General features: G+C 56.8%; 10 protein-coding genes. 7 read left to right on the forward strand and 3 right to left on the reverse strand.

Translation table 11 applies throughout. The annotated features are described in order from the left end of the window. The first annotated feature begins 417 nt into the window (after positions 1 to 417). On the forward strand, positions 418 to 1,797 hold the full coding sequence (locus tag QHL1GM_RS17635) for a GGDEF domain-containing protein (protein ID WP_254795330.1): 1,380 nt from the start codon (positions 418 to 420) through the stop codon (positions 1,795 to 1,797). Positions 1,798 to 1,813: 16 nt separating this feature from the next. On the opposite strand, the gene QHL1GM_RS17640 is transcribed toward QHL1GM_RS17635, so the two are convergent. Further along, the gene (locus QHL1GM_RS17640) at positions 1,814 to 2,773 is read right to left on the reverse strand and encodes an AraC family transcriptional regulator (RefSeq protein WP_071695643.1); all 960 of its coding nucleotides are present in this window, start codon (positions 2,771 to 2,773) and stop codon (positions 1,814 to 1,816) included. A gap of 443 nt (positions 2,774 to 3,216) precedes the next feature. On the opposite strand from QHL1GM_RS17640, the gene QHL1GM_RS17645 reads away from it, so the two are divergent. Both QHL1GM_RS17645 and QHL1GM_RS17650 read left to right on the forward strand, forming a co-directional pair. Beyond that, on the forward strand, positions 3,217 to 4,419 hold the full coding sequence (locus tag QHL1GM_RS17645) for an efflux RND transporter periplasmic adaptor subunit (protein ID WP_083571053.1): 1,203 nt from the start codon (positions 3,217 to 3,219) through the stop codon (positions 4,417 to 4,419). A gap of 6 nt (positions 4,420 to 4,425) precedes the next feature. Beyond that, positions 4,426 to 7,629: an efflux RND transporter permease subunit gene (locus tag QHL1GM_RS17650; protein WP_071695644.1), complete on the forward strand. Its 3,204-nt coding sequence runs from the start codon at positions 4,426 to 4,428 to the stop codon at positions 7,627 to 7,629. A 21-nt stretch (positions 7,630 to 7,650) separates the two neighbouring features. On the opposite strand, the gene QHL1GM_RS17655 is transcribed toward QHL1GM_RS17650, so the two are convergent. After that, a complete protein-coding gene (locus tag QHL1GM_RS17655) occupies positions 7,651 to 8,328 on the reverse strand; it encodes a phosphoribosyltransferase (protein WP_071695645.1) in 678 nt (225 codons plus the stop codon). Positions 8,329 to 8,569: 241 nt separating this feature from the next. Here QHL1GM_RS17655 and QHL1GM_RS17660 point away from each other — a divergent pair, with 241 nt between their 5' ends. After that, entirely contained in the window at positions 8,570 to 9,040 is a 471-nt protein-coding gene (locus tag QHL1GM_RS17660; protein ID WP_071695646.1) for a GFA family protein, read from the forward strand. Here QHL1GM_RS17660 and QHL1GM_RS17665 read toward each other — a convergent pair. Next, positions 9,037 to 9,774 carry a CDP-alcohol phosphatidyltransferase family protein gene (locus QHL1GM_RS17665; RefSeq protein ID WP_071695647.1) on the reverse strand — a complete coding sequence of 246 codons (738 nt, stop codon included), beginning with the start codon at positions 9,772 to 9,774 and terminating at the stop codon, positions 9,037 to 9,039. The genes QHL1GM_RS17660 and QHL1GM_RS17665 overlap by 4 nt on opposite strands. Positions 9,775 to 10,135: 361 nt before the next feature. Here QHL1GM_RS17665 and QHL1GM_RS17670 point away from each other — a divergent pair, with 361 nt between their 5' ends. From QHL1GM_RS17670 to QHL1GM_RS17680, 3 genes are read left to right on the forward strand one after another with little or no spacing between them, the layout of a single operon-like run. Further along, the gene (locus QHL1GM_RS17670) at positions 10,136 to 11,155 is read left to right on the forward strand and encodes a zinc-binding alcohol dehydrogenase (RefSeq protein ID WP_071695648.1); all 1,020 of its coding nucleotides are present in this window, start codon (positions 10,136 to 10,138) and stop codon (positions 11,153 to 11,155) included. A gap of 27 nt (positions 11,156 to 11,182) precedes the next feature. Continuing rightward, complete coding sequence (locus tag QHL1GM_RS17675; protein WP_064234589.1) at positions 11,183 to 11,581, forward strand: 6-carboxytetrahydropterin synthase; 399 nt, start codon at positions 11,183 to 11,185, stop codon at positions 11,579 to 11,581. Then, positions 11,578 to 13,581, forward strand: a complete 2,004-nt coding sequence (locus tag QHL1GM_RS17680; RefSeq protein ID WP_071695649.1) for a glycosyltransferase — start codon at positions 11,578 to 11,580, stop codon at positions 13,579 to 13,581. Before QHL1GM_RS17675 ends, QHL1GM_RS17680 begins: the two co-directional genes overlap by 4 nt. The last annotated feature ends 46 nt before the right edge of the window (positions 13,582 to 13,627 follow it).

The following is a 13,627-nucleotide window of genomic DNA, read 5'->3' on the forward strand; positions in this document are numbered from 1 at the left end:
AGTAGGAGGGTTAATGGCGATGAATACTAACATGCTTTAATGCTTAAGAGAGCTAGGTTTTTTAGAGATAAAGTTTGTGGTAGTGAACTAGTTTAGCCTTGGTTAACAATGTGTGTTTTGGCTTATTTTTTGAGTTTTAATATTTTAATAGTTCTTTAGAGGATTCTTTGTCTATTTAAAAGAGCATGGTTGATTGCGTTAAAGGCTAAGCGTTAATAGCGCCAATGCTTTAGGGTGACCATTTTGGCGGCTGGATTGAACGCGTTGGGGTGACGAATTTATGCTTGGGCATTCTGAACCCGTGCTAAGGTGTGCACGCTCTAAATGTTCGCCGTTTTTCGTCAGCATGATGAGCAAAGTTGCAACAGTGACACAAAGAGAGGAGTCGCGTGAGGCGGGCATTTCCCTTGCTTTTTTATGCTGTTATTTTGTACAAAATACATTGAGACTCATATGCGATTAGCGGCATTTATTCGAGCTGAAATAGAGCCGATTCTTCGGGACTGGGAGGCATTTTCCAAAACCCTCTTTCACGCCCAGAATATGGATAAGAGCGGGCTGCGCGACCACGCACGGGAAATGCTTCTGGAGATCGCTACTGATCTTGATTCACATCAGGATGATTCTGAACAGGCCGCTAAATCAAAAGGTTGTGCGCCGAAGGGCGACGAGGAAACCTGGGCAGAGGTGCACGGTGAGGATCGCCAGAACAGCGGCTTCAGCGTCGTTGAGACTGTGTCTGAGTTTCGAGCTTTGCGTGCAAGCGTGGTGTCGCACTGGAGTAAAGCGCAACCAACCCTTGCTGGCCAATCGCTTGAAGACCTCACTCGATTCCATGAGGCGATTGATCAGGCCGTTGCCGAATCGCTGGAGCAGTATGCCGCCGTAAAGGAGATGGAGACTCGTCTGTTTGGCGCTATTCTGCTCGCTTCGCCGGATCCGATTTATGTGCTGGATCTCGAAGGCCGGTTTATTTATGCCAACAAGGCCACCGCTGATCTTTTTGCTCTGGAACCCAAAGCGATTATTGGCAAAACTACTTTCGATCTTGGGTTTTCTTTTGCTTCAGACTTCCAGCGCAATTTAGATAAGGTAATTGCTGAGCAGTCCACATACCGAGGCAAGTTTGTTCAATCATTTGCTTCCGGCCAGGGTGAGCGGTTCGAGTATGTGCTTGCGCCCGTACTGGACGAGCAGCAGGAAACTGAAGCAACCGTCTGCATTTCCCGAGATATTACCGAACAGGCGCTCGCCGAAGAAGAAATATGGCATAACGCCCACCATGACCTTCTGACCGGTCTGCCCAACCGGCGTCTTTTCCTGGATCGCTTGGAGCAAGAGGTCAAACATGCAAAGCGGCGTAGCCTGCCCCTATACCTACTTTTCATGGATCTTGATGGCTTCAAGGAGGTCAATGATTCGCTCGGGCATGAAGTAGGGGACCGATTACTTGCTGATGTCGCAGAGCGCCTTACGGGATGTGTCCGTGAGAACGATACGGTGGCTCGTTTAGGTGGGGATGAATTTACCGTGATTCTGACCGGTGCTGAGCAACGCAACGATGTTGAATTTATCGCTCAGACAATTATTGGCGCCCTCGCGTTGCCCTTTTATATCGGGCAGCAGTGCATCCAAATTTCCATCAGCATTGGGATCTCGTTATACCCGGAAGCCGCCTCTACACCGGAAACGTTGCTAGAAACCGCTGATCGGGCGATGTATAAAGCCAAAAAAGCCGGTTCTAATCAGATATGCTTTTACAGCACATTCGATAGCACGGACACATCGTTGGCCTAAGTTTATCGTCTGGTGATTAGGCGGGCTGCGGAACCGAGTGTGCTCCCCGCAGCTGGCTAACGTCAGCACGAGGTGGCGCGCCGAACATGCGGCTATATTCGCGGCTGAAGTGGGAAGGGCTTTCGTAACCCACACGATAGCTGGCGGTGGCCGCTTCCAGTCCTTCGGCCAGCATTAGCCGCCGGGCTTCGTGCAAGCGAAGCTTCTTCTGGTACTGCAGGGGCGACATGCGAGTGACTTGACGGAAACTGTGATAAAGCGTCGATTCGCTCATATTGGCTGCATCTGCCAGCTCACGGATCTTAAGCGGTTGGGCGTAACGCTCTCTAAGGGCGTAGATTACCCGCGCAATCCGGCTAGCTTGGGAATCGGTGGCGGTAAACCGGCGCATGTGAGGCCCCATTTCTCCCATCAGTGCCCGGTAAATTAACTCCCGTCGGGCCAAGGGTGAAAGCACCGGAATATCTTCCGGTGAGTCGAGTAAGCTCAGTAGCCGATAAAGTGCGCCCTGCATTCGCGCATCCATGGTCGCAGAACGAAGCCCGCAGTCCATCTCGGGACAGATAGCATCGTGGCCTTCTGACGGTGCCTTGTCGCCTAGTTCCAGTATCAGCCCGGCTACTTCTTGGGGATCCACCGATACCTTTACCGCTAGGTAGGGTTGCTCTGGGGTGGCATGATCTATCCTGCCGCCCACCGGTAGGTGAACGGCGCTTGCCATGTAGCTTGGGCCGCTGTATACGATCTCCTTGTCACCCAATTGGACGGTCTTGCTGCCCTGAACGACAAAGCATAGGCACGGCTCATACACGGCACAGTGAAAGCTAGTGGCGGCATCTGCGCGTATCAATTGAACCTCGGCAATCGCCGTGTCCTGCAGCCCTTCCACGAGTGCCCAACGGCGGGCGACTTTGCTCAACTGTTGCGGCAGGCTATCGCTCAAATGAGTGACCTGCTCAGGCACGATATCGTTCACTGGCTCTCCTCCCTAACAGCTCGCAGTATATGTCTTCCCTCCGTGAAGCGGAGGCTTTTTCAGTCCGTTTTGCAGGATCAGGCAAGCACCGCGCAGAAACCGGCAATCCGAGCCGGAGGGCGCCCACCGCTCATTGCGCCTAGGCTCGTAAACTGTCGACCTATCACTAAAACCACCTGATAAAGCCTTCAATACTCGGTGGCAGAATTAGGCAATCATCCCGCAGGAACCCGATACCCCCATCACCCTGACGCAGCCTATTGTTAGCAGCGTCTGGTAGGCGGTCGGTCATGCCAGTCTCTTCAGCCCTCCTTAATTACCAAGCTTCTATTGTCGATTTTGACGCTGCTTAACCGACTAGTTAAAGGCCAGCCGCCAACGCGGTACGACATTACATAACCAACGCTGCTATCGGTTTCCGGTAGCCATTGGAGCAAGTCATCATGGGAAGTCTGACTCAAAGAATACACTCTGCAAGAAGGCTCTTGGCAAGCCGCTGGGCGATGATCCTGTTGCTGCTGATAACGTTTCTGCTTACCGGATGCGAGGCCAAGAGTGAAGAGTCCGCGGCACCTTCTGCGCCTCCGCCTCCCCCAGAGGTAGATGTGGTTGAATTGGTGGCGCGGCCAGTGGTGTTGAGTGAATCTTTCACCGGGCGCGTGGAAGCCGCAGAAACGGTTGAATTAAGACCCAGGGTCAGCGGCTATATCCAAGAGGTGGCGTTCGAGGAGGGTGAACTGGTCGAGCAGGGAGACCTATTGTTCCAGATCGACCCACGGCCTTACCAAGCGCGTGTCGGCGCCGCCCAGGCTGAATTAGCCCAGGCCAGGAGTCAGAATTCACAAGCCGGTAGTGAAGCCGAGCGTGCCCGGGTGCTGCTGGGGCGCCAGGCCATATCCCAGGAGGTGCATGACCAGCGGCAGGCGGCTTTGAATAGTGCGCGGGCCATGGTAGATGCCGCTGAAGCAGCATTGGATACCGCTGAGCTTGACCTTGAATATACCCGTATCACTGCGCCGGTCAGTGGCCGCGCCGGACGGGCAATGGTGACCCGAGGCAATCTGGCCAATGCTGACCAAAGCCTGCTGACCACCCTTGTGACCATCGATCCGATCCATGTCTACTTCGAAGCGGACGAACAGGCTGCCTTTGCCAGCCACGCACTCTTAGCCGATGGAGAGAGCAGCCTGAAGATTGAGCTGGGCGGCGACCAACAGCGCCAGTACACAGGCACGCTGGACTTCATCGACAACCGTTTGAACCCCAGCACGGGCACCCTGCAGTTCCGGGCATTGCTGGCCAACGCCGATGGCCGCATTCGCCCTGGGGAGTTTGCGCGCGTCGAAATGCCAGTCTCCAGTTTGGAGCAGGCGCTGCTGGTGGATCGAAAGGCGATCCTGACCGATCAGGACCGTCGCTACGTTTATGTCGTTGATGGTGATAACCGTGCAGACCGTCGGCAAATAGCTACCGGACGTCAGATGGGGGAACAGATGGTGATTACCGAGGGGCTCAGCCCCGGTGATCGAATCATCGTTAACGGCGTGCAAAAAGTGTTCTTCCCTGGAATGGAAGTGAGCCCGCAAAGCGTAGCAGCCGCCCCGGCGGCTGATACCCAACCCACCATTGCGGCCAGGGAGGAGTAGACCACCATGAATTTCTCCCGTTTCTTCGTCGACCGACCGATTTTCGCGGCGGTGCTGTCGATTATCATCCTGGCGATCGGGCTGATCTCTATCCCCAACCTGCCGATCAGCGAGTATCCGGACGTGGTGCCGCCCTCGGTGGTGGTGCGTACGGTCTATCCAGGTGCCAACCCGAAGGAGATCGCCGAGACGGTGGCGACGCCTTTGGAGGAAGCTATCAATGGCGTCGAGGACTTGATGTACTTCAAGTCCGTCGCGGGCTCTGATGGCGTACTGCAGATGACCGTCACCTTCCGCCCCGGTACTGATGCGGAGGAGGCCGCTGTAAGGGTGCAGAACCGCGTTAGCCAGGCCGAGGCGCGGTTGCCGGAAGCCGTGCGCCGCCAGGGCGTGACCACTCAGAAGCAGTCACCCACATTCCTGATGGTCGTACACCTGACCTCACCTGGGGGCGAATACGACACTCTTTACCTGCGCAATTACGTGCGGCTGCATGTCAGGGATCGCTTGGCCCGTCTTGAAGGGGTCGGGGACGCCCAAATATTTGGTGGCGGTGACTACGCCATGCGGGCCTGGCTTGATCCCGAACGGGTGGCGGCGCGTGATCTCACCGCCAGCGATGTGGTGGCTGCCATGCGCGAGCAAAATGTCCAGGTATCCGCCGGGCAGTTGGGGGCCGAGCCTATCGAAGAGAGTGATTTCCTCACCCTGATCAACGCCCGGGGACGGCTGGAAACGGTGGAGGAGTTTGGCGACATCGTGCTGAAACGCGGTGACAGTGGCGATATCTTGAGGCTATCAGATGTGGCCCGGCTGGAGATGGGCGCCGGGGACTACACTCTGCGCTCGCAGTTGGATGGCAACGAAGCGGTCGCCATCGGTATTTTCCAGGCACCGGGCGCCAATGCGCTGGCGATCCGTGAGCAGGTGGTCGCCACCATGGATGAGCTGTCCGCGCAGTTCCCTGCGGGGGTCGAGTATGAGGCGGTCTACGACACCACCATCTTCGTTAGCGATTCGATCAAGGCAGTAGTAAAAACCCTATTGGAAGCCGTGCTGCTGGTGGTGCTGGTGGTTACTCTGTTTCTACAAACCTGGCGCGCCTCCATCATTCCGCTGCTGGCGGTGCCGGTGTCGGTGATCGGCACCTTCGGGGCGCTCTATCTGCTGGGATACTCCATCAATACGCTGACCCTGTTTGGCCTGGTGTTGGCCATCGGCATTGTGGTCGACGACGCCATCGTGGTGGTGGAGAACGTGGAGCGCAATATCAGCGAGGGGCTCAACCCCCAGGCCGCGGCCCACCAGGCGATGAAAGAAGTCTCTGGCCCGATCATCGCCATTGGCTTGGTGCTTTGTGCGGTGTTTATACCTATGGCCTTCCTTTCCGGGGTGACCGGGCAGTTTTACCGCCAGTTTGCGGTAACCATTGCCATCTCGACCGTTATCTCCACGATTAACTCTCTGACCCTATCGCCCGCTCTGGCGGCAATGCTGCTCAAACCCCATGATGCGCCTAAGGATCGGCTCACTCGTGTGATTGACTGGCTATTCGGCTGGCTATTCCGGCCCTTTAATCGCTTCTTTAACGCCAGTGCTGACAAGTACCAGGGCGGCGTGGCACGTTCATTAAAGCGACGGGGCGCCGTATTTATGATCTACGCCCTGTTGCTAACTGGTACTGGGCTGATGTTCAAAGTGGTGCCGCCTGGGTTTATTCCGGTTCAGGACAAGCTGTACCTGATTGCCGGTGTAATCCTGCCGGAAGGGTCGTCCCTGGAGAGAACCGACCAGATGCTCCAGGAGGTGGTGGGTATTGCCATGGAGACCGAAGGCGTCGAGCACGCCATTGCCTTTCCTGGCCTCAACGCGCTGCAGTTCACTAACACCTCCAACACGGGAGTGGTGTTTCTCACCCTTAGCCCCTTTGGCGAGCGCAGCCTCACCGCCGCAGAGATAAACGCCAGGATCAACCAGGGCATTGGCGGCCTGAAGGAGGGCTTTGCGTTTGCGTTTATGCCACCCCCGATTCTTGGTCTCGGCAATGGTTCTGGTTACCAGATGTTCATCGAGGATCGCGGCAACCTGGGTTACGGGGCGCTGCAGGGGGCGGTTAACCAGTTCCAGGGGGCTATCGCTCAAACGCCGGGGATGGGCTTTCCGATTAGCAGCTATCAGTCCAACGTGCCGCAGTTAGATGCCGAGGTGGATCGGTTGAGGGCCAAAGCCCAGGGAGTGCCGCTAACCGAACTGTTCGACACCCTGCAGATCTATCTTGGCTCGACCTATGTGAATGACTTCAATCGCTTTGGCCGAACCTGGCAGGTGATTGCCCAGGCGGATGCCCCCTATCGGGCCAGCGTAGAAGACATTGCCCGCCTGCGTACCCGCAACGACCAGGGTGAAATGGTGCCTATCGGCACAATGGTCAATATCAGGCAAACCTTCGGCCCCGATCCGGTGTTGCGCTACAACGGCTACCCGGCGGCAGACTTGGCCGGCGAGGCTGACCCAAGGTTGCTCTCCTCTGCACAGGCGATGGATGCAATCAACGCTCTGTCTTTAGAGGTGCTGCCGCCGGGAATGGCATTCGAGTGGACTGACTTGAGCTATCAGCAGTCTACTCAGGGGAATGCTGCACTGGTGGTCTTCCCACTGTCGATCCTGCTGGTGTTTCTGGTTCTGGCGGCACTCTACGAAAGCTGGACGTTGCCCTTGGCGGTAATCCTGATTGTGCCCATGTGTATGCTCTCGGCCCTGATTGGCGTCTGGTTTGGTGGCGGCGATAACAATATCTTTGTGCAAGTAGGGCTGGTAGTGCTGATTGGCTTGGCGTGTAAGAACGCCATCCTGATCGTGGAGTTCGCCCGCGAGCTGGAACTGCAGGGCAAAAGTGTGGTGGACGCTGCCCTTGAAGCCTGCCGCTTGCGGCTGCGCCCCATCATCATGACCTCCATTACCTTCACCGCTGCTGTGCTACCGCTGGTGATCGCCACCGGGGCTGGCGCCGAAGTGCGAGCGGCACTGGGTACCGCGGTGTTTGCGGGCATGATCGGGGTCACCCTGTTTGGGCTGTTCCTCACCCCGGTGTTCTACGTAGCACTGCGCAAACTCTCGGGCTCACGCCCGCTTATCAGCCATCACAGCTCTACGCTCGGCACCGATGAGGACGCCAACCAGGGTGAGTTACCAAGAGGAAGTCATGTTTAGGGCCGTGTGTGGTCGGATATCTTACTCACTCTGTGCATCACGATTAGCCTTCAGCAGCCCGATTACTTCGTTGTCGCTGGTTTGGGTAAAGTCTTGGTAATGCATACCGACGGCGATAAAGGGCTCTGGCGTCGCCAAGCAAATCACCTCGTCTACCTCGCTAGCCAACTCTTCAAGGGCGGGCTGCGGGGCGACGGGGACTGCCAGGGTAATAGTGGCAGCTCTCGCTTGCTGTAATGCTCTGGCAGCCGCCTTGGCGGTGCTGCCGGTCGCAATGCCGTCATCTACCAGCAACACGCGGCGTCCGCTAACGTTAATGGGTGGGCGCTCGCCGATGTAAACTTGGCGGCGACGGGTGATCTCCCGTAGCTGGCGCTCTATTTCCGCTTCAATATAACGTTCCGAGGGCTGGATTATCTGCACTATCTCCGGTGTCATCACTACCTGTGGCCGGACACCATCGACGACGGCCCCAAGCCCAAACTCGGGTTGCCCAGGGGCGCCAATTTTGCGCACGATGATTACATCAAGTGGGAGCTTAAGGCGGCAGGCTACCTCGAAGGCAACCGGTACACCCCCACGCGGAAGCGCCAAGACTAGGTCGAAACGTGCAGGGGCATCACTGGAGCCAGATAATGCTTGAGCAAGTTGGCGTCCGGCTTGACGACGATTTTCGAACAGCTCGCGGTGCTTGAACATGAGCAGCTCCTACGCATTAAACCAATACGCGTTGGGTATACTCCCAGGGCCTTCTGCCAAGCCTAAATGCCGCTGTTGTGGGTGTTGATAGTTTGGCTGACACAGGTGTGGGAAAAGTACGTTGCCCGGATAAACTATGGATTAACGCTAGTTTGACTATAGTAAGGGAGTATCGGCTTATCCAAGCCCATGCGATTTGTTAGTTAATGGTCGTTAGCAACAGTCGCGAAAGGAGGCAACTATGCTGCTGGAAGGATCATGCCACTGTCAGGCAGTAACGTTCAGAGTGAAGTCTCACCACCCCTATCCCTTCAATCGCTGTTACTGCTCTATCTGTCGCAAAACGGCGGGTGGTGGTGGCTACGCCATCAACCTCAGTGGAGAAAGCAAAACGCTCAGCGTGAGTGGAGATGAGCACATCTCAATCTATCGCGCGGTCATCAATGGCGTGCAAAGCACGGGAGAACGGCATTTCTGCAAGCATTGCGCGACGTCACTGTGGGTTTACGATCCCGACTGGCCCGAGCTTGTGCATCCCTTCGCCTCGGCGATTGATACACCCTTGCCGACGCCCCCAAAACGGACGCACATGATGTTGGGAAGTAGAGCGGATTGGGTCGAGATAAATGCGCAGTTCCAAGATAAATGCTTCGATCAATACCCGGATGAAAGCCTGGCCGAGTGGCACCAGCGGTTGGGGTTAGAGTGCTAGCTCAGCGAATTTCTTTTTGCTTTTCGGTATAGCCACCAAACATCATACCCGAACGAATACGCTAACGATACCAGCGCACTAATGGCGAGCAGGCTGGCCATAAAGTGAGAGGTGAGCGGCGTTAATGCCAGCAACAAAGCAACTACCTGAAAGACACAAACGGCCTTGCGGCGAAAACTATCAAATAAGGGTTTTGAGAGCCACGGGAACTGCCAACTGGCAGCGATAAAGCAGTAGCGCATTCCGCCAATCATTAGCACCCAAAGGCCCAGTGACTCCAGTCGCAGCAGTCCCGCACACAGCAGTAAAATCAGCAGGGCATCCAATTCCATATCAAACCGCGCACCGAACCGGGTGTGGCTTTTGGTGCGCCTGGCAATCCAGCCATCGACGCCATCCAGCAGTAGGGCGATTACCGCGATAGCCAGCCACTGCCATATTGCCCCTACAAAGATATTGGCGGCGAGCGCGCCCGCCACTAGCGCTACCAATACCGCTCGGGCCAGGGTAACCCGGTTGGCCCAACCCAATGAGCCGAAAGGCCAGAAGATGGTCACCAGGGTGGATATAAACGTGTAGAAGCCTATGGCCACCCACCAGTTAGCGGGGGTCGCCATTAAAAGCGGCAGTGCCTTTCCCACCGCTATAAGCAGTAAGCCGCCCAGCAGTACCTCTGCGGCGCTGTAAAGCCGTTTGGGCAGGGTAAACGAAGACGTGTTGGAAAAAAGCGGCATGGGTGCTCACGAAGCGGCGTCGCTGTCCGCAGTTGAAATAAATGATGCAACTATTTTTATATGTACCATTCTTGTAGAAGAAGGTAGGGTTGTCCATATGATCAAGAAAATAGATGGGTTAGTTTCATCTGTTACAAATGGTTAATCGAATATTTTCTTTTCACCCGCTACGCTGAAGGAGGTGAGCCATTGAAAACTGTTCTGCATGGAGTCACCCGGTATGTGGCCCTCCATTATGGTAAGGGGCCACGGCATACAACGTGTAACTTAGTCTTAACTTGCAGCTCAGTGGTGCCACTCCACTTTCAACGGAATGAAAAAGAGCCCGGGTTATTGGGGCTCGTAACGAAAAGGAACGCTCATGTCGGCGCCTGACGATGTTGGCAGAAACCGCTATGTTGCCACAAAAACCTCGGCCACCGCCTTCTGGGTAACCAACCCAGCACAAGGTGAACTGCGGTGTGAACAGCTTAGTCCCCCCGCGCAGGATGAGGTGCTCGTACGCACCTTGTACAGCGGTATCAGCCGCGGCACCGAATCGCTGGTGTTTAATGGTCGCGTACCCGAAAGCGAATTTTCACGCATGCGAGCCCCCTTTCAGTCGGGTGAGTTCCCAGCGCCGGTCAAGTACGGTTACTGCAACGTTGGCCGCGTAGAACAAGGGCCAGACGCGCTGTTAAATAAAACCATTTTTTGCCTGTTTCCCCACCAGGACCATTACATCGTGCCTGCTTCGGCAGTGCTTGAAGTGCCCGCCAACGTACCTGCCAAACGCGCCGTATTGGCGGCCAATATGGAAACCGCCATTAACGGCGTGTGGGACGCCGAACCGATGCTGGGTGAGCGAATCAGTGTGATTGGCGCAGGCGTGGTGGGCGCTTTGGTGGCGTATCTATGTGCCCAGGTGCCCGGCGTTACCGTCCAGTTGGTCGATATCAACCCAGAGCGTCGCCAACTGGCCGAGCAGTTGGGCGTGGCATTCTGCACTCCCGAAAAAGCTACTTATGACCAAGATTGCGTGATCCATGCCAGCGGCCAATCAGCGGGTTTACGTCATGCCCTTGAGTTAGTCGGCAGTGAAGGGCGCATTATCGAAATGAGCTGGTTTGGCGAGGGGGATGTCGCAATTCCGTTGGGGGGGGCTTTTCACTCCCAGCGGCTGACGCTCAAGGCCAGCCAAGTAGGCCAACTGTCGCCGAAACTACGCCCCCGCTGGGACTATCAGCGCCGCCTTAGGCTAGCGTTGAGCCTGCTGGTGGACGAGCGCTTGGATGCACTGATCAGCGGGGAAAGTGACTTTGCCCAGTTGCCCACGCTTGCCCCTAAGCTGTTCGGCCGCGGCAGTGTTGAGCTTTGCCACCGCCTGAGCTACTCCCCATAACCCATTTACCTATCATTTGGAGTCTCTATGTTCCGTTTATGTGTCCGTGACCACTTTATGATCGCCCACAGTTTTAATGGCGAGATATTTGGCCCTGCCCAGCGTACCCACGGCGCTACCTATGTGGTCGATGTGGTCTTTCAGCGCCCTGAACTGGATGAGGATGGCCTAGTGATCGATATCGGCCTTGCCAGCGAAACAGTGAAATCGGTACTGGCTGACTACAACTTCAGCAATCTGGATGAAGTGCCTGAATTTGCGGGTAAAAACACGACTACCGAGTTTATGGCCAAGGTGATCTTTGACCAGCTCGCCAAAGCGATTGGTGAAGGCAAAATGGGTATCACCGCCAAGGGAATTACCCATATGGAGATCAAGCTGCATGAATCCCATGTGGCCTGGGCAAGCTACGAAGGCGCGCTATGAGTAAGCGGTTTACCTTGATCGTTGCCGGTGACCCAGCTCAGCGTACCGGCGGCTATATCTATGATGCCCAGATTGTCTCGTCCCTGCGTGACCATGGATGGGAAATTGACGTCGTCGGCTTGGCAGGCACGTTTCCTGATGCGGATGCCGAGGCGGCAGAAGCGCTCACGCAGGCCCTTGAGTCGCTTCCCGATCAGGCGTCGGTGGTGATTGATGGCCTAGCCATGGGGGCGCTGCCCGAGGTGGTTGCTCAACATGCCCAGCGGCTGGAAATCACAGCGTTGCTACACCACCCCCTAGGCGATGAGCTGGGCCTTGGCGAGGCCGATCAGCAGCGCTTTCATCGCAGTGAGTTAACCGCGCTTGCCCCCGTGGCGCGGATTATCGTCACCAGCCATTTTACCGCCCGGCGCTTACCGGAGCTGGCAGACCACTACTCCATGCCACTCAATACCAGTGTCACCGTGGTTGAGCCGGGCGTTGCCCAGGCGCCGATCAGCCCTGCAGCAGAGCCTGGCGAGCCACTACGGTTGCTATGTGTGGCAACGCTAACGCCGCGCAAAGGACAGGATATTCTTGTTCAAGCGTTGTCGGGCGTTGCCGGGAATCAATGGCAGTGCGACTGCTACGGTGGCGCACGAGATACCGCTTTCACCCAGCGCGTGCAGCAATTGATCGATCAGAACGGCTTGCAAAGCGCCGTGCAGCTTCACGGCGAGTGCGATAGCGAGACGCTTGAAGCGGCTTATCGCAGCGCTCACGCGCTAGTGCTGCCCTCCTGGTATGAAGGCTACGGCATGGTGGTCACCGAAGCCTTGGCCCACGGCCTGCCGGTGATTACCACCACCGGCGGTGCGCTGCGCGATACCTTGCCTACAGGTGCCGGGTTAGGCGTTGAACCTGGTGATGTCGACGCGCTTCAAGACGCTTTGAGCCGTTTTTGTCATGACGACGAGCTGCGCCACCAACTGCGCCAGGGAGCTGCCCAGGCCCGCGATGGGTTAAGCGACTGGCAGGAAGCCGGAGCTAATTTTGCAGCGGCGTTAACTGCGCCAGCCAATCGATCAAGTCGTTCCAAAACGGACTCACCAGCCAATTCCCCGAACCTGCGAGCGGGGAGCCAGTTTGAGTCCGACTGGCTGACGCTGCGTGAGGCAGCTGATGTCGATTCGCGCAGCCAGCGCCTTGCCGGGTTTGCCGCTGAGTGGTTGAGCGCGCGCGCCCCAACGCCGTTGATAGCGGATCTTGGCTGTGGCCGGGGCAGTAATATGCGCTTTTTAGCGCCACGCCTGAGCGGCCACCAGCGCTGGAAGCTGATCGATCATGATGCCGTTTTGTTAGCTCAGGCGCGCCAGCGCGCCGCTGGCCTAAGCGATAGCCAAGGGCAGCCCGTGGCCGTTGAGACCCACTGCGTATCGCTGGAGCCACTTGCCGATGTGCCGCTCGACGATGCGCATTTGGTGACCGCATCGGCACTGCTGGACCTGGTCTCCCAGCAGTGGATTGACGCCTTGGTGACCCATATTGCTGGGCAGCAGCAAGCGCTGCTGATAGCGCTTAGCGTGACCGGGGAATGGCACTTTATTGACCCTCAAGGCGCGCCGGTGCTGGATGACGAAGACCACTGGCTGCTGGCGATGTTTATTGCCCATCAGCAGCGCGATAAAGGCTTGGGCGATGCGTTAGGCGGTCTGGCCCACCAGGCGTTAGTCGCCGCGTTAGAGGGCGCTGATTACCGCGTCGAGCAAGCCGAAACGCCTTGGCAGCTTGCCGCTGGCAACCATACTCAGCAGCCGCTGATGATGGCACTGCTTGAGGGCTGGGCCGAAGCCGCCACCGAGCAAGCCCCGGAAGCGGCGGCGCGCATTGCCACCTGGCTGCAGCAGCGCCAGCAAGCGGTGGCCAATGGCGAACTGGGTATTTGGGTGGGGCATCGCGACCTGTTTGCCACGCCCCAGTTTGCCAAGCCCCAGTTTGCAAACCCCAGGCAAGAGGCCTAAGCCTATGGGGCCTGTTCAAGGGATATTCACTCGGCTAGGTGCTTGT

Origin of the sequence: Halomonas sp. QHL1, assembly GCF_001882345.1 — a bacterium.
Classification (GTDB): domain Bacteria; phylum Pseudomonadota; class Gammaproteobacteria; order Pseudomonadales; family Halomonadaceae; genus Vreelandella.